The 20,054-nt window shown below is 31.6% G+C and carries 20 protein-coding genes; 12 read left to right on the top strand and 8 right to left on the bottom strand.

Translation table 11 applies throughout. The features are described 5' to 3' along the window. Window positions 1–103 precede the first annotated feature (103 nt). Complete coding sequence (locus AC2D6V_RS03065) at window positions 104–1,801, top strand: hypothetical protein (protein ID WP_484646575.1); 1,698 nt, start codon at window positions 104–106, stop codon at window positions 1,799–1,801. 8 nt (window positions 1,802–1,809) lie between these two features. Next, on the top strand, window positions 1,810–3,030 hold the full coding sequence (locus AC2D6V_RS03060; RefSeq protein ID WP_484646574.1) for a radical SAM/SPASM domain-containing protein: 1,221 nt from the start codon (window positions 1,810–1,812) through the stop codon (window positions 3,028–3,030). 318 nt (window positions 3,031–3,348) lie between these two features. Here AC2D6V_RS03060 and AC2D6V_RS03055 read toward each other — a convergent pair whose 3' ends face one another. The 3 genes from AC2D6V_RS03055 to AC2D6V_RS03045 all read right to left on the bottom strand — a co-directional run bounded on the left by AC2D6V_RS03055 (window position 3,349) and on the right by AC2D6V_RS03045 (window position 4,790). Further along, on the bottom strand, window positions 3,349–3,525 hold the full coding sequence (locus AC2D6V_RS03055) for a hypothetical protein (protein ID WP_484646573.1): 177 nt from the start codon (window positions 3,523–3,525) through the stop codon (window positions 3,349–3,351). A 10-nt stretch (window positions 3,526–3,535) separates the two neighbouring features. Then, window positions 3,536–4,345 (bottom strand): toxin-antitoxin system YwqK family antitoxin, encoded by an 810-nt coding sequence (locus AC2D6V_RS03050; RefSeq protein ID WP_484646572.1) that lies wholly within the window; start codon window positions 4,343–4,345, stop codon window positions 3,536–3,538. Between the two features lie 184 nt (window positions 4,346–4,529). Next, a complete protein-coding gene (locus AC2D6V_RS03045; protein ID WP_484646571.1) occupies window positions 4,530–4,790 on the bottom strand; it encodes a hypothetical protein in 261 nt (86 codons plus the stop codon). Window positions 4,791–5,261: 471 nt separating this feature from the next. Between AC2D6V_RS03045 and AC2D6V_RS03040 the strand changes: the two genes are divergently transcribed. Beyond that, entirely contained in the window at window positions 5,262–6,047 is a 786-nt protein-coding gene (locus AC2D6V_RS03040; RefSeq protein WP_484646570.1) for a hypothetical protein, read from the top strand. A 260-nt stretch (window positions 6,048–6,307) separates the two neighbouring features. Continuing rightward, window positions 6,308–6,751: a carboxypeptidase-like regulatory domain-containing protein gene (locus AC2D6V_RS03035; RefSeq protein ID WP_484646569.1), complete on the top strand. Its 444-nt coding sequence runs from the start codon at window positions 6,308–6,310 to the stop codon at window positions 6,749–6,751. A 238-nt stretch (window positions 6,752–6,989) separates the two neighbouring features. Here AC2D6V_RS03035 and AC2D6V_RS03030 read toward each other — a convergent pair whose 3' ends face one another. Together AC2D6V_RS03030 and AC2D6V_RS03025 are read right to left on the bottom strand one after the other, a co-directional pair. Continuing rightward, window positions 6,990–7,379, bottom strand: a complete 390-nt coding sequence (locus AC2D6V_RS03030) for a DUF7670 domain-containing protein (protein WP_484646568.1) — start codon at window positions 7,377–7,379, stop codon at window positions 6,990–6,992. A gap of 129 nt (window positions 7,380–7,508) precedes the next feature. Beyond that, a complete protein-coding gene (locus AC2D6V_RS03025) occupies window positions 7,509–7,892 on the bottom strand; it encodes a hypothetical protein (protein WP_484646567.1) in 384 nt (127 codons plus the stop codon). A gap of 622 nt (window positions 7,893–8,514) precedes the next feature. Here AC2D6V_RS03025 and AC2D6V_RS03020 point away from each other — a divergent pair. The 6 genes from AC2D6V_RS03020 to AC2D6V_RS02995 all read left to right on the top strand — a co-directional run bounded on the left by AC2D6V_RS03020 (window position 8,515) and on the right by AC2D6V_RS02995 (window position 15,781). Continuing rightward, the gene (locus AC2D6V_RS03020) at window positions 8,515–9,303 is read left to right on the top strand and encodes a hypothetical protein (RefSeq protein ID WP_484646566.1); all 789 of its coding nucleotides are present in this window, start codon (window positions 8,515–8,517) and stop codon (window positions 9,301–9,303) included. Between the two features lie 88 nt (window positions 9,304–9,391). Next, window positions 9,392–10,042, top strand: a complete 651-nt coding sequence (locus tag AC2D6V_RS03015; protein ID WP_484646565.1) for a fibrobacter succinogenes major paralogous domain-containing protein — start codon at window positions 9,392–9,394, stop codon at window positions 10,040–10,042. Between the two features lie 97 nt (window positions 10,043–10,139). Next, window positions 10,140–10,589 (top strand): malic enzyme-like NAD(P)-binding protein, encoded by a 450-nt coding sequence (locus AC2D6V_RS03010; protein WP_484647510.1) that lies wholly within the window; start codon window positions 10,140–10,142, stop codon window positions 10,587–10,589. A 672-nt stretch (window positions 10,590–11,261) separates the two neighbouring features. Then, the gene (locus AC2D6V_RS03005) at window positions 11,262–12,809 is read left to right on the top strand and encodes a YiiX/YebB-like N1pC/P60 family cysteine hydrolase (protein WP_484646564.1); all 1,548 of its coding nucleotides are present in this window, start codon (window positions 11,262–11,264) and stop codon (window positions 12,807–12,809) included. Window positions 12,810–13,032: 223 nt separating this feature from the next. Next, on the top strand, window positions 13,033–14,472 hold the full coding sequence (locus tag AC2D6V_RS03000; protein WP_484646563.1) for a toxin-antitoxin system YwqK family antitoxin: 1,440 nt from the start codon (window positions 13,033–13,035) through the stop codon (window positions 14,470–14,472). 1 nt (window position 14,473) lies between these two features. Further along, window positions 14,474–15,781 (top strand): toxin-antitoxin system YwqK family antitoxin, encoded by a 1,308-nt coding sequence (locus AC2D6V_RS02995; RefSeq protein ID WP_484646562.1) that lies wholly within the window; start codon window positions 14,474–14,476, stop codon window positions 15,779–15,781. Window positions 15,782–16,322: 541 nt separating this feature from the next. Here the strand turns inward: AC2D6V_RS02995 and AC2D6V_RS02990 are convergent. After that, window positions 16,323–16,679 (bottom strand): arsenate reductase family protein, encoded by a 357-nt coding sequence (locus AC2D6V_RS02990; RefSeq protein WP_484646561.1) that lies wholly within the window; start codon window positions 16,677–16,679, stop codon window positions 16,323–16,325. Window positions 16,680–16,736: 57 nt separating this feature from the next. Between AC2D6V_RS02990 and AC2D6V_RS02985 the strand changes: the two genes are divergently transcribed. Further along, window positions 16,737–17,201, top strand: coding sequence for a DinB family protein (locus AC2D6V_RS02985; RefSeq protein ID WP_484646560.1), 465 nt, complete (start codon window positions 16,737–16,739; stop codon window positions 17,199–17,201). Here AC2D6V_RS02985 and AC2D6V_RS02980 read toward each other — a convergent pair. Beyond that, on the bottom strand, window positions 17,181–17,918 hold the full coding sequence (locus AC2D6V_RS02980; protein ID WP_484646559.1) for a DUF3298 and DUF4163 domain-containing protein: 738 nt from the start codon (window positions 17,916–17,918) through the stop codon (window positions 17,181–17,183). The two genes, AC2D6V_RS02985 and AC2D6V_RS02980, sit on opposite strands and share 21 nt — an antisense overlap. Before the next feature lie 89 nt (window positions 17,919–18,007). On the opposite strand from AC2D6V_RS02980, the gene AC2D6V_RS02975 reads away from it, so the two are divergent. Continuing rightward, window positions 18,008–19,168 carry a cystathionine gamma-synthase gene (locus tag AC2D6V_RS02975; protein ID WP_484647509.1) on the top strand — a complete coding sequence of 387 codons (1,161 nt, stop codon included), beginning with the start codon at window positions 18,008–18,010 and terminating at the stop codon, window positions 19,166–19,168. On the opposite strand, the gene AC2D6V_RS02970 is transcribed toward AC2D6V_RS02975, so the two are convergent. Continuing rightward, window positions 19,165–19,995: a THC0290_0291 family protein gene (locus AC2D6V_RS02970; RefSeq protein ID WP_484646558.1), complete on the bottom strand. Its 831-nt coding sequence runs from the start codon at window positions 19,993–19,995 to the stop codon at window positions 19,165–19,167. The genes AC2D6V_RS02975 and AC2D6V_RS02970 overlap by 4 nt on opposite strands. Window positions 19,996–20,054 lie beyond the last annotated feature (59 nt).

The raw sequence follows: 20,054 nt of genomic DNA, 5'->3' as shown, positions 1-20,054 counted from the left end.
AATAACTTATCTTTCAAGTAACTATAATTTATCTCTAGATAATTATAGACTCACGTCTCCAATCTATTGTTGAATAAGACTTTCTTAGAAATTCTTATATACAATGAAATCTCTAGCAAGTCCAAAATTTCGTCCACTTCACTTTTTTGTTCAGAATAAAAAGTTGGCATCTTTTCTATCCGTTTTTTTAACACTCATATTTTTAAATCTGGTTATTGGTTGCTCATACTATAATGTCAGAAGTTTAACTACTAGCCCTGAAACCATTGCAGGTCAAGTAGATGATTTTGCTAAAAATCAAAAATATGTTATTATTCACGCTGGATCAGATATTTGGCATTTAAGCAATTTAGAAGTAAATGAAAGTGATAAGTCTATATCAGGTGTTGTTCAAGAGGTTGGTGCTACACACATACCAAAAAAAGCAAGAGAAAGTAAAAGGACACATAAAAATAAAGGAGGTAAAAATGTTTTAAATGAAGTACATTTCTACATTACCTCAAATACCACACATAATTTTGGTAATCATACAACGATTCCATTTTCAGAAATTAATTCGATTTCAGTAAATGATAGTAATACTGGACGAGCAATTTTAAGTGTTGTTGGAGGTATCGTTGGAACATTAGCTTTAATCGCAATTATTGTTGCATTAACTAAGAGTTCTTGCCCATTTATTTATGTCGATAATGGTGAGGAATTTGTTTTTACAGGTGAACTTTATCCAGGAATGATTACAGCTAATCAAATGCGTGATGATTATTTGCTACTGCCTAATTTAAATCCAGTTAATAATGAGTATAGTATTAAGATAACTAATGAATTAAAAGAGATTCAACATACAGATTTTGTCCAGTTGATGGAGATAGAACATGCTAAAGATCTTATAGTGCTACTCGATAAAAATGGAAATCCTCATACATTTTCTAATATAATTTCGCCAACTAATGTACAAGTTGATAATAGGACTAGCGACAGCAACCCTGCATTAGCTAAGGATGATACTTCTTATTTATTTAATTCGCAACTTAATACGTCTAGTAGTACAAGAAATATTGAATTAAGTTTTAATAAGCCACAACAAACAGATAACGCAAAATTATTTTTAACGGTTAAAAACTCTATGTGGTTAGACTATGTTTTTGGTAAGTTTAATGAGCAATTCGGAACTTATTACAATCAATTTCAAAAAGATCAGCAAAATGTTTCAGCTGATAAAAGTACGCTATGGATGAATGAACAAAACATTCCTTTATCAGTGTATTTAAAAACCGATAAAGGATGGGACTTGGTAGAAAAAATTAATACAGTAGGCCCAATGGCTACAAGAGATATTGCAGTACCAATAAATTTAAATAATGTAAAAGGAGAAGAGGTTGTGATTAAATTAGAAACTGGGTTTATGTTTTGGGAATTGGATTATGCAGGTATTGATTATACAAAAAACGTAGTATTAGATATAAATTATATTTCGCCTAGTAAAGCTATTGATGATAATGGAGTAGATGTAACGCCTCTATTATTAGCTGCAGATAATAACTATTTTGTGCAACCTAATGTAGGGGATGAAGTGGTAGTAACTTTTACAACCAGTGAAAATAATCCAGATTTAAAAAGATCCTTCTTTTTAAAGAACAGAGGATATTATAACTATATAAGAGATTATAAAGGTTTGCCTAATTTTCAAAAGCTTAAATTATTTAAGGAAGCTGGAACTTTTACTGATTTTTCAATGTTTGAATATGAAGCTTTAATAGATTTTGAAGCCCAATTCGATTTAGTAGCCGCAAGCACGAAATAACAATTTGCATGATAACAGAGCTACAAGAAAAAAAGGCACAAGAAATTGAATTAATTTCAACAACAATTGATACTTCAAAAGGCCCAAAAATGATTACTGGGTTAAAGTTGAAATTAATCCAATTACAAATTAAATTCACCTTCTTAAAAGTTATAATAAAATGCTACAATAATCCTCTAGACTGGATACGATCGCTACGCTATTTAATTAAATTAAGAAGAAGTTTTTTGGGAAACAGCAAGGTTCAGAAAATGGTGTACGTCAACGGTAAATACCACATGGGTCTTTACATTCCAGGATGGAACAGTAGTATTTATGAAACATATATCGCTTCTAACTTAAATGATTTTAAGCCAGTGACCAGCGTAGCGATTACTAGGTTTAATAATGTATTTTTTGCTATTACTAAAAAATGTGCTTTACAGTGTGAACATTGTTTTGAATGGGATAATTTAAATAAAAAGGAATCATTATCAGATATTCAATTACAGGATATAGTAAAGGCAATTCAAGATAAAGGTGTGAGCCAAATACACTTATCTGGAGGTGAACCATTACTAAAAATGGATGCAGTGATAGACCTTTTAAATTACGCCGAAAACACCTCCCATTTTTGGGTTGTAACATCTGGATTTAAATTAAATAACATAAATGCTAAACGTCTTAAAGAAGCAGGCTTAACGGGAGCAGTTATAAGTTTAGATCATTTTATTCCAGAAAAGCATAATACATTTAGGCATTTTAAAAATGCATATTATTGGGTTGAAGAAGCGGTAAAAAATGCCAACAGTAATAATCTTATCACAGCCTTATCATTATGTGTTACAAGGGAGTTTATTTCCGAAAAGAATTTAATGGATTATATGAAATTAGCTAAAAAGTTAAAGGTATCTTTTGTGCAATTCTTAGAGCCTAAAGCCGTGGGGCATTATGCTAATAAAGATGTTTTTATAAATCAAGAACAGATTGAGATATTAGAAAAATTCTTTATAAAAATGAACTTTACAAAGGAGTACAGTACATATCCTATAATTACTTATCATGGCTATTATCAGCGAAGACAAGGCTGCTTTAGTGCTGGAAAAAAGGGAATGTATATTGATACAGATGGAGATATGAATCCTTGTCCTTTTTGTCATAAAAAAAATGGTAATATCTTAGATTCAAATTTTGATTCTAATCTCGAAGTATTACAATCTTCAGGTTGTAGTAGTTATAATTTAAATTAATTTTCTAAACTCGCTTAAGTATATTAACATTTTCCAAATTAGAATCCATGTTAACCTTGGCCTCATATAATTTTGGTTAAAACAATAGGTGAGTGGAGCAATTTTATTTTAGAGGGTTCGTGTCCCGTCCAGACTGTAAAGGTTTCTTAACTAGAGTAATATTAGGTGTTAATTATAACACTGAACTTGCATTTAATTAACATACAGCTATTTACTGTCCTTGGTTCGAGCCCAAGAGAAGGAGCTTAGTGAGAGAAAGACTTTACAGAAATGTAAGGTCTTTTTTGTTTTTCAATTGTAACACATTTGTAACACATTTCACGAATAAGCCCAATATTTCAAGTTATCATAAACAACCTCAATATAGAACTTATCTATTGCATAACAGTTGATACGAATGTCTTTAGTGACGTAGTTGTCTAAAAACACTCCTTTATCCCAAACAGTTGCTTGTTTTTCTTCTAGGGTTAGAACGTTGAATTTGTAGAGGGTCATTTATAATTTACTAATCGAAGTTTTCTGTCTTTATCTTAATACCGAATCTATAAGTAATCTTCGTTTTTAATTCGCCTTTCTCATTAAATTCTTCCCAAATACCATCTTCTTTACCATCCCTGTAACTACCTTTTTCTTTTAATTGTCCATTTTCATGCCATTTTTTATTATTGCCTTCCATCTTACCATCCAAAATTGTTACTTCTCTTCTCAACTGCCCATTTTCATGCCATCCTTTCCAAAAGCCATCCATTTTTCCATCCTTCATTGTTCCTTCCGAATCTATCTGACCATTCTTATGCCATTGTTTCGCAATACCGTTTGGTATGCCTTCTTTTACCATCGTTTCTTGTTCTAACTGTCCATTTTCATACCACGCCTTAGAGATTCCATTAATAACACCATCTGTAAAAAAATTTTCACGCTTTTTATTTCCGTTTTCAAAATATGATATATTACTACCATGTTGAACACCACTCTTCATAGAAACTTTGTTAGCTATTTGACCACTTTCATAAAAACTATCAAAATATCCATCTGGTAAACCGTTTTTATAATTTCCCATACTTGCTAGTTTGCCACTTTCATAAAAGGATTTACCGAGACCAGCTTGCTTTCCTTGCTCACAAACTCCACTTACTTTAATCTTTCCATTTTTATGATAAATTTTTGATAGTCCATCCTTTTTCCCGTTACAATTAATCATATCGAACGAGAAGGTAATAGTATCGGAAATAACCTGTGCTTCATTTCCCTGTGCTGTGCTATTAAGAACATTTAGATAGAGGATGGGCAATAAAATGAAGATTAGTTTTTTCATTGGTTGGATTTTATTATTGCAACAAGGTATAAACTAAATAGGCAACTATTGCTATAACAACATAGACAAATCCTAAAAAGGCTGTTCCACTAACTTTGTTTTTATAGTTATCAAAGTAATTATACTTGCGTTTATCTTTATTCTTTTTTCTCACTACTTAAAGGTATGAAATTTACATTCAATCTTAAAAATTCATCATTTCTTTAATTAATTCTACTGGTTTTACATTTCCTGTTATTTCAGTGAGTTTTATCTGCTCCTTTAAAATTAGCATATCATATTTATAAAATTGATCTGTATTTTTGTTCGCATCCTTCACCTTCTTTAAGCCATAAACAACGCCCTCTAAATAAATGATATTCATCATACGCCTAAATTGTACGGATGTTAGTTGAGGTTGACCGTTTTCTTTTGCTAAAAAAGAGAAGTGTTTTGTGTATTGCATAACTTGGGTTTGACAAATGCAAAGTTATTACAGAATGAAATAAGTGATTGCCTTTGCTTGTAGTAAAACTGAATTAAAAAAAGATTAATCAATCTATTTTAAGCCTTACACATCGACCAAGCAGAGCGTTTTAGAGTTCTGTGGTAGTATTTGGTTAGAGAATAATTATCGTTTGTGTTTTGGGGGTTAATCCTGATTAAATTTTTGCAGAATACTTATCCAGACTTTGCCCACTTTTAAAACTCCTAACCTCTGTTATAACATTCTGCTCACTATCATAAACAACATGGGTTAAACAAATCGATTCATTTTAGCATTGACGATCTAAAGGGAAATTAATGAAAATTTTGTTAGAATACTTCAAATTATTGGAGTGAACTATTTAGTTTTTACTAATTCATTTTTATAATTCATTAAAAATGAGTATTTTAATAATCCAAAACCAATTATTAACTAATCCAATCAATAATTATGAAAAAAACACTAATCATCGTTGCCCTAATCTTATTTACGATCTCCTCTTTTGCACAAGACAAACTCTTTCTCGTTTTTGAAATGATGAAAGTCGACAACGAACAAGAGATGGCCTATTGGGAAACCGAAAATTTCTGGGAGAAAATCCACCAACAACGTGCTAATAATGGAGACATTATCGGTTGGGACCTTTGGCAATTATCACCAGGTGGTGAACATCAAGGGTATCAATATATGACTGTGACATTACATAAAGAAGCAACAAGTATGTTTGAAGGAGGCGATTTTATGAAGAATGTTAAAGCTGCCTACCCAGATATGAGTGAAGAGGATGTTACGAAGAAAATCTATAAGGCAGGTAAAACCAGGGATTTAGCTGTAAGATTATATTTAGAGGATATTGCTAGGACTACTGGAACCAATGAAATGCCCTTGGGAACAGTTGCGTTTTTGGATTTCATGAAAGTAGGTATGGGAAATTATAGTGATTACGAAAAGGCAGAAATGGAAGTTTTTCAACCTATGCACCAACAAGAAGTAGATGCTGGCAGCAAAGAATTTTGGAGCTTAATGCGAATTATGTTGCCAGTTGGTAGCGATACATATGCATCTCATATTACTGTGAACATGTTTAAAGATTTAGCTTCGGCTTTTAATTCTGACCCAGGTGATTGGGGTGATTTAACAGCAGAACAGCAAAAAGCTATTCAAGATGGTATAGCCTTAAGAGATATGAAAAAAGTGGTTATGGCTACTTTGGTAAAAAAGGTTAGAAAGAATTAAGAATATATTTCATTACAAAACGAAAAGAACCTCAAAGTGAGGTTCTTTTTTATTCAATGATTCTTCCTTTTTTAATCCAGAAGTTCAACAATCAAAGTCTCATCGGTTTTGGTAACCTTGATCAAACCTAGTTTAGCCAAAGATAGATTCTTTTGAAGTAAGCCATAAGCCTTACACATTAACCAATTAGAGTGTTTTACAGTTCTGTGGTAGTATTTGGTTTAATCAATAATTTATATCTTTAAGGAAACAATCAACCAATGAAAAAACTACTATTATTTTTTATTGCTATTCCTTTATTTGTATCAGGTCAAGAAACCGAGACTCAAAAAATTAGAAATAACTTTATAGTAACTGGTAAAATAATTGACAGCAATGGCTTACCCTTAATTGGAGCTACAATTAATGCAAAGGGAACGACCAAAGAAACTACCACAAATTTTGACGGTAAATTTAGTTTAGAAGTTGAAGATGAAACAATTCTTTACATAAATTTTGTCGATTTCAAACAAATTGAGGTGCTCGTAGAACCTCAAACTAATTTTATTTTTCTTCTCAAAGAAAATAATTCCAAAGAATTAGCAACAGGTGTGACACGTAAGGAAATGAGAAAGATAAAGCGAGATAATAAAAAACACTCTTCGAGTGATGGTTCTAATTTAGTAGAAACATTGTTTTATACCCTCAAGTCAATATCTGATTAAAAATGAAAGAGATAGTATTTGGTAAGATTAAGATTATCGTTCGTGTTTTGGGGATTAATACTTATTAAATTTTTGGACAATACTTATCCAGACTATTACCATATTTAAAACTCCTTACTTCTGTAATAACATTATGCTCTGCATCATAAACAACCTCAACAAAGAACTTGTCAATGGCATAACCCTCGATGTAACTCCATTTTCATTTCTAGATTAAACCATAAAACATGATTTATACTTATTGATTGTCTATTGATTTTTTTCGCTTAAAATGACTGATAATGAAAAGGACGCCAACTATAACAAAAGGAATTGTAATTGTTAGAATAATACCAAGACTCATAAAAATAGAATGGTTCATTCTATAATTATGCGAAAAAACAATAGGGCTTAAACCTAAACCAATTATCATAAATAGGATACCACCAATAAATTCCTTTTTCCAAGCCAAAATGAGTATGGCTAATAAAATAAAAGAAGGAATGAGGTGCATTAAAAATCCACCTATTTGTGCCCAAAATGAAAGTTCAGGTGAAAATGCATCCAATGCAAACAAGCTTATAAATAAAATGGCTATAATGCAAATAATACGAGGCGTCCAATAAAATATTTTTGCAGAATTTTTCATGATTACATTTTTTATAACCAATAAACTTAATTACATCACTACCAATAAACAATGAGGGATATCAGTTACCCCTACACATTGACCTATTAGAGTGTTTTACAGTTCTGTGGTAGTATTTAGTTAGATGGATTACAAATACCCGTAACCGCCCATACTTGCATCAACCGCAACGACCAAAATACCACCTATGATTACAAGTGGTATTGCAATACTTAAAACAGTTGATAATGTTTTGTCTTTGACTTGTACTATAGTAATACTGTCTTCATTTATAGCAGTTTTAACCCATGTGCTTTTCTTATACATATTCCCATAATAAATTCCATTTTCTGCGTCGACATTTTTAAATTTCAAAGTTTGGTTGTCATTAGTTTTAATTCTAACTTTCGTATCTGCCCTAACTGCTTCTTCAAGTGTAACATTAGCCGATTTATAAACTGTACAACCTTGAAGTAATATTAGAATTGAGAAGAATAGTGCAACTGCTTTTAAATGTATTTTTATTGCCTTCATAACTACATTCTTTAAGCAATAAATGTAATTATAGTATAAACTATGAGCAATGAGTAATATCAGTTTAGATAAGTTAATAAGAGAGACTAATTTCATTTTTTTATTAAACTAACCAATATCATTGTTAGATGATTAAACTATTTGTTTCTTTATTATTGAAATTAACCTTGCTGTGTGAATATTCATAGTTGATTGGTTAGTTGGCAAGGGAGCGACACTTAATTGAATTGCTCCCTTGTTTTATTTAATATTAAAAAACATTGTTTAATGAACTATAAGTCTTACACATAGACCAATTAGAGCGTTTTAGAGTTCTGTGGTAGTATTTGGTTAGAATTGTAACAATTTAATTTTTAAACTGTCTTTTAAGTGGTGGTTAGTGAATAAAGCAATACAAATCTTTTAACGAGAAGCGTGTTGCTTTTTTTTGTTTAAAGATAAGATTAAACCCTCTACCATTTAGAACGTTTTACAGTTCTATTAAAGAAATTGGTTGAATTAAATCTCTTTTCCTAATGTTTATCTTAACTTGCTATTTCAATTCAAGATATTCTTCTTCTTATAGTTTGAGAATTATAGTCTTTTGAGTAGTTCACTATAAACCTTTAAACTATAATTTTTTATGAAAAAATTTATTTCAGTACTCGTATTATGTATTCTTTATTTTAGTTTCTCTTCAATGAATAATGCAACAACATCTACAGCACATATTCATAAAGTGGTAATTGATGTTGATGAGTCATTGATGGAACGCCAATTAATTAAGGACAAAGATGGATATCTTGTTTATTATGGAAGGATATCTTCTGGTAAAGAAAATGTACGCTTTGGAGAAGAATTGGATTTTGAATATTTCAACATTAACAGGGTAAGAGCTATTTTAAAAGATTTTACTGAAATTATAAAAACGAATAAAGAATTTCAATCAGTTAATACTGCTGATACTAAAAAAGTTAATATGGGAAATATGCTCGGAAATATTGCGAGTAACGTAACTGGAAGAACTAAAATGCAACACTTTCCTAGTGTAAGATTAAAAAAGGCAGCTAAGAAGTCGGACGTTGATGAGTACATTAGCATAAAAATAGTATTTAAATCAACTAACCCTGCTACTCTAAACAAAAATTACCAGGGTAATTCATTAAGTTTTAAAGTGAAGATTAATATTATATCAACTAATAATAAAGGAGATATTTTATGGGAAAAGGATGAGGAGATCAAAGACTTTTCTTCTATTTTCGAAAATTCTCCTATCCCTTACGATAGTGAAGCCGAATTTTTTACGGTCTCAAGAGAGCCGAGATTGTTTCATAAAGATACTAATGAACCTATAGGAGATTTTAATTCGTTAAGTTTAGATGAGATTGAAAGCTGTATGAAATTGGTATTGAATCAAATTGTTAGTAATTAAAAAAAAGTTATTTTATTAATTGTACTGTATTCACAATGTCATTTTACTGTCCTTGAATGGTTTGTTATAAACTTTAAAACTATTTTTTATGAAAAAACAAATTTTACTTTTTGGCATTGCTCTACTAATAAGTTTATCTATTCGAGGACAAGTCACTGATATGGATGGCAACAATTATAACACTGTATTAATTGGGAATAAGGAATATATGGCAGAGAACTTGAATGTAAGTATCTTTAGAAATGGAGATTCTATTCCTGAAGCTAAATCAAAAGAGGAATGGATAAATGCTGATAAAAACAAACAGCCTGCCTGGTGTTATTATAATAATATTGTGGAAAATGGAACTATTTATGGAAAATTATATAATTGGTATGACGTTAATGATTCTCGTGAATTGAGTCCAAAAGGATGGCATATTCCAAAAAGAAAAGAATGGATTGAATTAAGAAAAAATATAGGTGATAAAAAGTTAGCTGGCAAAAAAATGAAAAGTGAAAGCGGATGGGTTGAAAATAACAATGGCAGTAATGAAAGTGGTTTTTCGGGCCTTCCAGGAGGTGTAAGAGGTTACAATGGAGAATTTGCATATACGGGTAAGTACGTTTCCTGGTGGACTTCTACCATAGCTAATAATTGGAATGCGAGTGACATATGGCTTATGTATAACACTCACAAACTTGAATTTAATAATTCCCGATTTGGTTTTGGAAAATATATCCGTTGCTTTAAGAATTAATCAAATTCCAATGGGCAATATTAGATGTAACATAGGACAAGAATATTAAATTGAGTTGGAAAGAGCAATGGTATAATGGAGAGTTGATTCCCAAAATATTGTACTAAAAACTCACGCTTTATCTAATCCAACTTCAAGAGCAGAGTGTACGGCTGAGCAGGCATACAGATGGAGTAAAGGCAATGCCATTTTTGTAAGTGGAAGCCCTTTTGACAAGGTAAGTCTCAATGGTAAAGAATATTATCCAGGACAAGGTAATAATGCTTATGTTTTCCCAGGGATTGGAATGGGAGTTATAGCCACTAAAGCTCGAATTATTCCAGACGAATTTTTTTTAGTTGCTGCCAAAACACTTGCCGAATTGGTTAAAGAAGATGATATCAATATGGGTTCTTTATATCCAAAATTGTCAGAAATTAGAAATTTGTCGTTAGAAATTGCTGTCGCAGTTGCCGAAAAGGCATTTGAGTTTAATTTAGCTCAAATTGATAAACATCAGGATTTAAGGCAATTGATTTCCGACTATATGTATGAACCACATTACTGAAAAAAGAACCAAGTTTAAACAAATAAACATGTTCGATTAATATTACTTCACTGGTTCATCATTTATAAAATCAAGACACACAAGATGAGTCTACAAATGCTCAGAGCTATACAGAAGAATAATATAGTAAACTTCAAGATGCCTGAATTGAAATTAAATTGATCAATAGATGCTTAAACCTTTAAAAATCCATCCAACTCTATATTGCTATTCTCAGGAAAATAAAAGCATCAAAAAACTCAGAATTAGGAAATATTAGTTCATATCACAATACAACAAATTGGTTTATGTGACTTCAATGTATATTTCAGTTTAAACATAAAGGGCTAATCTAAAATTAAGTAATGGAGCTATAAACCATAAAATAACCATTCAAGTCAACTTTTTTATGAAAATTAATTGGGAATTTAATCTTCCTACCCACATAAAATTCTACCAATATTTCTGGCATCATCAATTCTTTATTAAAATGGTTCGGCAAAACAATATTAGAGGGAGCAAAATTGAAAAGACTTTACAGAAATGTAAGGTCTTTTTTTTTGTTTTTGGATCCATAGTTAAAGAGATAGAATAAATTTTTTAAACTTTAGATACAAGTTTGTACCTTGGTGAAGTCATAAATTTAGTGTCTTTAAAGACCTCTTTTAAATGTGTATCAACTAATCTATTTATATGAATAAAAACACAATCAAAAAAGTATCTATTATACTTCTTATAATTATAATAGGAGCTTCTGCTTACACCTATTCTAAAATTGTATCTAACAATAAAGTTAGAGAGCTAGAATGCTTTAATAGCTTGCTGATTAAGTTAGAAAATGGGATTCAACCAGATTCAATTTTTCAAGAAGATTATGATAAACTTCAACTAATGGTAGAATATAGTCTGGCAGCAAGAGCTGAAATGCTTGAAGTCGTGAGTCAATTAAATATGGATAAAGACGCTCCAATAAGTAGTAGAGATTTATTGATTTTAAAACAAGGTTCGGAAAGCTATCTCGAAATTAGAGAAGATTTACTGGCCCTAGCTAATTCTTATGAATGTGCTGTTGATGTTCAAGATGCTACTCTTGATGATTTTAATATTGACAAAAAATTAAGGTTAAAAGGATTAATGCTTTCATTGGGAGCTGCACTAACCTTATATGATAATTATTTCATAGGGATTGTGTTATTCGAGCAAGACACTAGACTTAGAAGGCTTGTTAACGATCCCGATATGGGTTTTGGGCTTATGGAAAATAAGTTGGATGAAGTGACATTAAACGCTAATTCTATAGAAACACGTCACAGAGTAAGACGTGCTATTACCTTTTATGAAGAAGCACAGGAGACTTTAGATGATTTTGATGAAGATTCTGATTATTCTTATTTAAAATTATTAATAGAGTCAAGCCCATCATATAACTATGTGAAAAAAATTAGAGTTAAAGAAGTAGCCTCTAAGAAATTTGTTGCTTTTGAAAGAATTACGAGTGAAATGATTTCAGAATCTTCCGAAAATGGTTTTGATATGCTAAGTGGTTTATTCGGAAATACAATGGGTTTATTTGAGTCAAGAAAAGGAAAGCTTTATAGAGATACAATAGCCAAGGAAAAAATTATAAGAGAGTTAAAGCCCTTAGACATTTTATTAGAAAAAACACCTTTTAGGCTAACAGACAAGTTTATCCCGGGTCATTTTGGGCATGTAGCCATTTGGACAGGAACTAAGGCAGAACTTATAGAATTGGATTTATGGAATAACCCATACGTTAAAAAATACGCAACCGAGGTTAGTAATGACTTAGATGCAACATCGAAGGAAGAGCATCAAATTATAGAAGCACTTCGCTCTGGAGTGAAGTTAAGTACTTTAGATGAGTTTATGAATATTGATGATTTTGCTATTTTAAGACCCGTTTTTAAAGATGAAAAGAATGAAGATTTAACTAAGGAAGCACTTCTAATGGCTTTTAGGCAATTAGGAAAAAAGTATGATTTCAATTTTGATGTAAATACTACCGATAAAATTGTGTGTTCAGAACTTGCATATGTCTCTTTTCCTAGTATTGATTGGCCTACTGAGAAAACACTTGGGAGGCATAATATTAGTCCGGATAACGTAGCAAAATTAGCTTGGAAGAGCTTGCCTTTGGAGTTGATTTTATTTTATCATGATGGCAAATTGGTTGATAAAGAAGCGCAATTACCAAAAATGATAGAACTAATGAAAGATTAAATGGATATTTTATTTCGAATTAATAACAATTTTTAAGGGATTAATATTGGTTTTAGAATTCCCAAGGAATAGAAAGGAATTAAGTTATTGGGTTTCAGATAGATTGCCTCCTTGGTTCGAGCCCAAGAGAAGGAGCAAAAGAGTAAACCACTTAAGAAATTAGGTGGTTTTTTTATGCCCAATTTTATTTATCTATATTGTGCATCTAAACAATAAGCACTTCATGAAGTTACATACCAAAAGGATAACACATCTCAAGTTGAATGTGTTATTATTTACAGCTTTACTTATAATAGGTAATTATCAAAATTATGCACAAACAAAAAGTATTTCTTATGACGAATTAGAAAGGATTACCGATTTATTAGATAATCCTATGTATTTATATCATGAAAAACCTTTTACAGGTGTTGCCAATAAATTTTTTGATAATGGACAATTAAAAAGAAAAGAAACGTTTGAGAACGGTAAAGCGGAAGGTATACATAGGGTATGGTATGATAACGGGCAATTAGAATCTGAAAAAACATACAAAGTTGGGATAGAGCATGGAGTTTGGAAAACATGGTATGAGAATGGACAATTAAAAGAGGAACAAATATTTAAGGATGGTAATAGTGATGGTATCTGGAAAAGGTGGCATGAAAACGGTCAATTATGGTCAGAAGAAACATACATAATTGGTAAAGGGGATGGTGTGTTTAAAACATGGTATTATAATGGACAATTATTTCGTGAACACAACTATATGAATGGTAAGATGGATGGAGTTTTTAAAGAGTGGCATGAGGACGGACAAATAGCAACGGAAGGTACGTACAAGGACGGTTCTCAATCTGGAGTATGGGAAAATTATTATGAGAACGGACAAATAAAAATGGAGTTTACTTATAAGGATGGTGTAGCAGATGGTATTATGCAAGAGTGGTATTATGATGGACTTTTAAAACAAAAAGGAACATATAAGTACAGAGAAAAGGATGGAGTTTGGAAAGAGTGGTATTATAATGGGCAATTGGAATCGGAAAAAACATATATAGATGGCATACTGGATGGTGTTTGGAAAGAGTGGTATGAGAATGGACAATTAAAAGAAGAACAAGCATGCAAGGACGGAGAAAGGTATGGAATTTGGAGAAGATGGTATGACAATGGGCAGGTAGAAGAGGAAGGAATATACGTAGGAACTTTTAGTTACCCTGATAAAGAAGGCGTTTGGAAAGAGTGGTATGAGAATGGTCAAGTAAAAAGTGAAAGCATATACAAGGATGGTAATGATGATGGCGTTTGGAAAGAGTGGTATGAGAATGGTCAAGTAAAAAGTGAAAGCATATACAATGATGGTAATGATGATGGCGTTTGGAAAGAGTGGTATGAGAATGGACAATTAAAAAAAGAAGAACCACATAAGGATGGAGTAAGGTTTGGGATTATTAAAACCTGGTATGAAAATGGGCAATTATGGTCAGAAGAAACAATAAACGGTGAAATGGAATTGGCAGATGAAATGCCAGATGGTGTTTCGAAATGGTGGCATGAAAATGGGAAGTTAGCTAGAGAAGAAACATACAAATATGGGGAATTAGTAAGCCATAAAGAATGGAATCGGGATGGAAAACTTACCTACGAAGACGGTGAGATTATTTCAGAAAAGACACATTAAAATGACTAAACAAACAGGCACCACGATTATGAAATTACAAACTAAAAGGATTACATATCTCAAGTTGAATGTGTTATTGTTTACCGCTTTCCTGATACTAGGCAATTATCAATGTAACGGACAGACAAAAAGCGTTCCTTATGAGGAGATAGAACAAATTAGGGATTCATTAAATTCATTTTTGTATTTATATAAAGGAAAACCATTTACAGGTGTTGCAAATGAATCGTATGAGAATGGACAATTAAAAAGAGAAGTTGTATACAAAAACGGTAAGTGGAATGGCGTTTATAAAATATGGCATGAGAATGGACAATTAAAATCAGAAAGCACATACAAAGATGGGATACAAGGTGGAGTTCCGAAAGATTGGCATGACAATGGGCAATTAAAATTAATATGGGACATAAAATTGAAGGATGGTTTACCAAATGGTGTAATGAAAAGCTGGTATAAGAATGGGCAATTAGAAGAGGAAAGAACAGTAAAAGATGGAAAAAAAGATGGAATTTGGAAAAGGTGGTATGAGAATGGACAATTGAAATCAGAAGAAGGATACAAAGATGATGAAAAGTATGGCACTTGGATAAGTTGGAATCATGATGGCTATATTGAAAGCATAGATGTTTACAAGGTCAATGAAGAGAGGATTGATGATGGTTATACAATTTTACAGACCGACAGCGGTATTGAAAAGAAAGTTGATGCCATTGATTATTCAAAAATTGAAAAAACTTGGTTTACAGGTAAAATAAGTAGGAGTTACAAGAACGGGCAATTATTTTATGTAAGCAACTACAAAGATGGTGAATTAAATGGAGCAGGGAAAGGTTGGCATGAGAATGGACAATTATCATATGAAAGTGGCTACAAAAATTATATGCGAGATGGAGTTTTTAAAAGCTGGTATGAGAATGGGGAATTACGAAGCGAGGGAACATACAAGGAGGGTAAGCCCCAAGGAGTTATGAAATGGTGGGATGAGGATGGGCAATTATTTTATCAAATTTCGTTTAAGGATGGTAGATGGGATTATGTTGATATAAGGGTACTTGAGAATGGGCAATTATTATATGCTCATACTTACATTGGCAATAAAGAAGATGGTATTTGGAAAGGGTGGCATGAGAAAGGTAGACCGAGTTATGAACATAAATACATCAATGGCAAAAGGGATGGTGTATGGAAAAATTGGTTTGATAATGGTCAGGTATCTCGAGAAATCAAATATAAGGATGGTAAAAAAACTGGAGCATGGAAAGAATATGATAGAGAAGGAAAGCTAATCAAAACTGAAAGTTTCAATTAGTACTTGATTCAATGTGAATCATATTTAATTACCTTCAAAAAATCTGTAACAAACTTATTTAGGTTCGATAATTCGAGCCTTTTCGCAAGGGTACAAGACTGTTGACCTTGCTTTCATAAAATTTAGCAAACTTCAACAGTTCATCATTAAAATGGTTCGACAAAATAATATTAGGGGGAGCAACAAAAACCTGATATGAAAGTATCGAGTTTTTTTGTGGATTAGATTGGGTGAGAAGTTTATGCTGAGCAAAGCCGAAATAAGCCAAGAGAAGGAGCAAATAGAAAAGTTCAACAGAAATGTTGGACTTTTTTGTTTTTTGAAATTATTGTTAAATTTTATTATTTTTATTTTCGGATTAAATTATAAGTCATATATAGAATACTAATTTTAGGAATTGTACTTTTATTTTTGTCTTGTGGTACTATAAAAGAAACTGAGTCTACTGCTAAAAGCTCGGAAGAAAAGCTTGTTTTACCACCTAATACGGCTTCAAACAAGTACTCAAAAATGCGACAAAGGAATTAAATCTTAATTCTAGTTATTTAGAGTCAATAAAGTCTTTTGCAGCTTGAACAACTTTCTTCGAATTTCCAACAAAAATTTGATTACCTATAATTATCACTGGACGACTTAAAAAGGTATAATGCTCTAAGATATACTGCTTAATATCTTTTTCGCTTAAATTTTGATTTTTCAAATCCATTTCCTTGTAAAGTTTAGCCCGTTTACTAAACAAGGCTTCATAACTACCAGCAAGGTCTTTCATTTGCTCAAGTTGCTTAACCGTTATATCTTCTGTTTTTATGTCTTGTAATATGAATTCTGGAGGCAAATTCAAATCTTTTAAAATTCTAACACAGGTGCTACAGGTTTTTAAATAATATACTTTTTTCATGATATAGACGGTTTCTAAAAACAAATTAAAACTATATTTAGCAAAAAATTAAATAATATGGATTTTACATTTCAAACTTTAAATAATACTAGATCAATTTTCGAAAAAATAATAGAAAAGAACACATTAGAAGTTTTGAATAAAATACCCAGAGGATTCAATAATAACATTATTTGGAACATTGGTCATATTGTGGTATCAGAGCAGTTATTGGTTTATAAGCTGTCTGGATTACCATCATCGCTTTCAGATGAGATGATAAATAAATATAGAAAAGATTCTAAACCAGAAAGTCCTTTAAATCAAAGTGAAGTAGATAAGATAAAGGGTTTGTTATTTTCTACGATAGAAAAAACCAAAACAGATTACAATAACAGTGTTTTTAAAACCTACAACACTTACACAGTTTCTACAACCGGAAACACTTTGACTAATGTAGCGGAAGCGTTGCAATTTGTTGCTATTCATGAAGGGTTGCATTACGGTTATGTTTTAGCGCTTTTAAAGGCTATTAAAAACTAGGTAAGACTCAACTTCTTCAAAGGGAATTGTAAATTCAATTATTTTGGTTGAATAAGGTTCGATTTGAAATAGATTGTAAAGTAAAATAACACCTTCTTCACTATAAGCAATATTTTTTGGCAGGTCGAAAGCTTCGGCATTAGTGACTATGTCTTTTTCTTTCAATGCTTGTTTATAATGTGTTTGAGCAATAGTTTTAAAGGCTTCTATATTTGAAATAAGCTTATCATTTTGAATGAGTTTACCGGTTTCGGTTTCAAAATTTAAAAATGAAATATTTAAACCGCCATGGGCTGCACCAGTATCTTTATAAGAAGTTATAGCAATACTTATAATTTCTGAAGATTGAAACATAATATCGCCATCAATCTGGGCTTCCCAAGGCTGTTCTGTTTCAGGAAAATCATTTTTAAATAAATTATATTCTTCATTAAAAAGAGAGATACTTTCTTCAATAGATTTTGACCTCAGGTTATCAATGTTTCCAATATGCAATAATGCTATCACTGTCTTTTGAATTACTGCATTTATTGCGGTTGTGATAGCCTCATTTCCTATAGCTTCAGGAATGTTTATTTCAACTAAAGAATTGTTTTCAATGGTTGGGCTAATTTCTGAAAATGATATTTTTAATTCTTCTTTGCAGCTTAAGAAGATTAAAAAAGAACAGATAATCGTTAAGTGTTTCTTATAAGGCATACGTAATATGTTAACCATATACTAAAGGTAATTATTGCATTTGAATAGAACGAATTAAAACTTACATTTGTGCAAAGATTCTAAATATTGTTTTAATTAATAGTAGAATTCTTAAAAAACCGAAGAATATGAAATTCAATACAAAAGCTATACACGGAGGTCAAGAACACGATCCAGCTTATGGAGCTGTTATGCCACCGATTTATCAAACATCTACTTATGCTCAAACAACTCCTGGAGGACATAAAGGGTTTGAATATTCTAGAACCCATAACCCAACAAGAAGGGCTTTAGAAAATGCCTTAGCTAGTATTGAAAATGGGAATTATGGACTCGCATTTGGATCTGGATTAGCAGCTATTGATGCGATTATAAAACTTTTAAAACCTGGAGATGAAGTTGTTTCTACAAATGATTTGTACGGAGGTTCTTTCAGGTTATTTACTAAAATTTTTCAAGATTTTGGTATTAAGTTTCATTTTATAGGGATGCATAATGCTTCAAGTATAGAAGCTTATATTAATGAGAACACAAAACTTATTTGGGTTGAAACACCAACAAACCCAATGATGAACATTATAGATATTAAAGCTATAAGCGATATATCTAAAAAACATAATACAATATTAGCAGTCGATAATACGTTTGCAACACCATATTTACAACAACCAATAGATCTTGGAGCAGATATAGTTATGCATTCCGCAACTAAATATCTTGGAGGACATAGTGATGTAGTTATGGGAGCATTAATTGTTAAAGACAAAGATTTAGCAGATAAATTATATTTTATACAAAATGCTAGTGGCGCCATTTGTGGGCCACAGGATAGTTTTTTAGTGCTTCGAGGCATAAAAACCTTGCATGTTAGAATGCAACGCCATTGTGAGAATGGAAAAGCTGTTGCCGAATATTTAGCAAACCATCCTAAAATTGAGAAGGTTTATTGGCCTGGGTTTGAAGATCACCCAAATCATAATATTGCAAAAGCGCAAATGAAAGATTTTGGAGGGATGATATCTTTTACCACAAAAGGAAATAATTATGAAGAAGCTATTAGAACAGTAGAAAACTTAAAAGTTTTTACTTTGGCTGAATCTTTAGGCGGTGTTGAATCTTTATCTGGTCATCCAGCTAGTATGACACATGCGAGTATACCAAAAGAAGAACGCGAAAAAACAGGAGTTGTAGATTCTTTAATACGATTAAGCGTAGGAATTGAAGATATTGACGATTTAATTGCCGATTTAAAACAGGCTTTAGGTTAATCTAAATAATAGATATAACCTACATTTAGCCATATTAACCAATCATTAAATTTGTTATAACTTAATTTATGGTTAAAACCGTCTACCCAGTCATTAAAGTAAAGCTGCCATCTTAAGTCTAATAATAAATCTGAAAGCACACCAATTTTATAACGAACACCAACACTAGTTACCATAGACCAATCTGATCTTGGGCTTGTGTCAACTGGATATTGACGCGTTTCTCCTGCTGGTACGGGAGGTAAAAATGTTGGATCTTGGTACCAATAAGAATATATATTTCTTCCGTCAAAAACATTACCATCACCATATTTAGTGCTTGCTTGGGGAGAAGACGATGTATAATGAATCCCCAGACTAACATAAGGAGCTAATAAATAACTAAATGCCTGAAAAGAACGGATGCTTCTTGGGAAGTATTCTATTTGTGTCCCAATGTCAAAATTTTCAGCCACGCCACTATGAGCTCTTAGTTTATCAGCATTAGCCGAAGTGTAAATTGGTCTAACCCATTCTCCATGATGATCAAGATTGGTGTAATTCCAAGAAATCTCATTTCTTAATTTAAAATGGTCATTAAAATAAGTATCGGTTGAATAACAGTTACAATCTGCTCGATAAGCAAAGTTAATATAGTGCACAATACCAATACCAATACCAGAATTACCTAAGTTAGTGGCTTCGTCAAAACGACTTCCAAAGTCAGATCTAAATTCTACGGGGCCAGCAATAACACCTATTTCATGCGAAAAGCCTAATTGAGAATAGGCAGTTTGACATATAGCAAACAAACAAGAGATTAAAGCTAAATGTTTTAAGTTAAGCATAATTAGGTGCAACTTTTTTGGGGCGTTATACGAACAAATATATAAAAACTCAATTAACA

It is taken from the genome of Algibacter sp. YIN40, from assembly GCF_057219435.1.
This window is presented reverse-complemented; position numbering and strand designations above follow the sequence as displayed.

What these genes read in the sequence shown, in the direction of transcription:
- AC2D6V_RS03065 (WP_484646575.1), top strand. Translation starts at nt 104, where the DNA reads ATGAAATCTCTAGCAAGTCCAAAATTTCGTCCACTTCACTTTTTTGTT.
- AC2D6V_RS03060 (WP_484646574.1), top strand. Translation starts at nt 1,810, where the DNA reads ATGATAACAGAGCTACAAGAAAAAAAGGCACAAGAAATTGAATTAATT.
- AC2D6V_RS03055 (WP_484646573.1), bottom strand. Translation starts at nt 3,525, where the DNA reads ATGACCCTCTACAAATTCAACGTTCTAACCCTAGAAGAAAAACAAGCA.
- AC2D6V_RS03050 (WP_484646572.1), bottom strand. Translation starts at nt 4,345, where the DNA reads ATGAAAAAACTAATCTTCATTTTATTGCCCATCCTCTATCTAAATGTT.
- AC2D6V_RS03045 (WP_484646571.1), bottom strand. Translation starts at nt 4,790, where the DNA reads ATGCAATACACAAAACACTTCTCTTTTTTAGCAAAAGAAAACGGTCAA.
- AC2D6V_RS03040 (WP_484646570.1), top strand. Translation starts at nt 5,262, where the DNA reads ATGAAAAAAACACTAATCATCGTTGCCCTAATCTTATTTACGATCTCC.
- AC2D6V_RS03035 (WP_484646569.1), top strand. Translation starts at nt 6,308, where the DNA reads ATGAAAAAACTACTATTATTTTTTATTGCTATTCCTTTATTTGTATCA.
- AC2D6V_RS03030 (WP_484646568.1), bottom strand. Translation starts at nt 7,379, where the DNA reads ATGAAAAATTCTGCAAAAATATTTTATTGGACGCCTCGTATTATTTGC.
- AC2D6V_RS03025 (WP_484646567.1), bottom strand. Translation starts at nt 7,892, where the DNA reads ATGAAGGCAATAAAAATACATTTAAAAGCAGTTGCACTATTCTTCTCA.
- AC2D6V_RS03020 (WP_484646566.1), top strand. Translation starts at nt 8,515, where the DNA reads ATGAAAAAATTTATTTCAGTACTCGTATTATGTATTCTTTATTTTAGT.
- AC2D6V_RS03015 (WP_484646565.1), top strand. Translation starts at nt 9,392, where the DNA reads ATGAAAAAACAAATTTTACTTTTTGGCATTGCTCTACTAATAAGTTTA.
- AC2D6V_RS03005 (WP_484646564.1), top strand. Translation starts at nt 11,262, where the DNA reads ATGAATAAAAACACAATCAAAAAAGTATCTATTATACTTCTTATAATT.
- AC2D6V_RS03000 (WP_484646563.1), top strand. Translation starts at nt 13,033, where the DNA reads ATGAAGTTACATACCAAAAGGATAACACATCTCAAGTTGAATGTGTTA.
- AC2D6V_RS02995 (WP_484646562.1), top strand. Translation starts at nt 14,474, where the DNA reads ATGACTAAACAAACAGGCACCACGATTATGAAATTACAAACTAAAAGG.
- AC2D6V_RS02990 (WP_484646561.1), bottom strand. Translation starts at nt 16,679, where the DNA reads ATGAAAAAAGTATATTATTTAAAAACCTGTAGCACCTGTGTTAGAATT.
- AC2D6V_RS02985 (WP_484646560.1), top strand. Translation starts at nt 16,737, where the DNA reads ATGGATTTTACATTTCAAACTTTAAATAATACTAGATCAATTTTCGAA.
- AC2D6V_RS02980 (WP_484646559.1), bottom strand. Translation starts at nt 17,918, where the DNA reads ATGGTTAACATATTACGTATGCCTTATAAGAAACACTTAACGATTATC.
- AC2D6V_RS02970 (WP_484646558.1), bottom strand. Translation starts at nt 19,995, where the DNA reads ATGCTTAACTTAAAACATTTAGCTTTAATCTCTTGTTTGTTTGCTATA.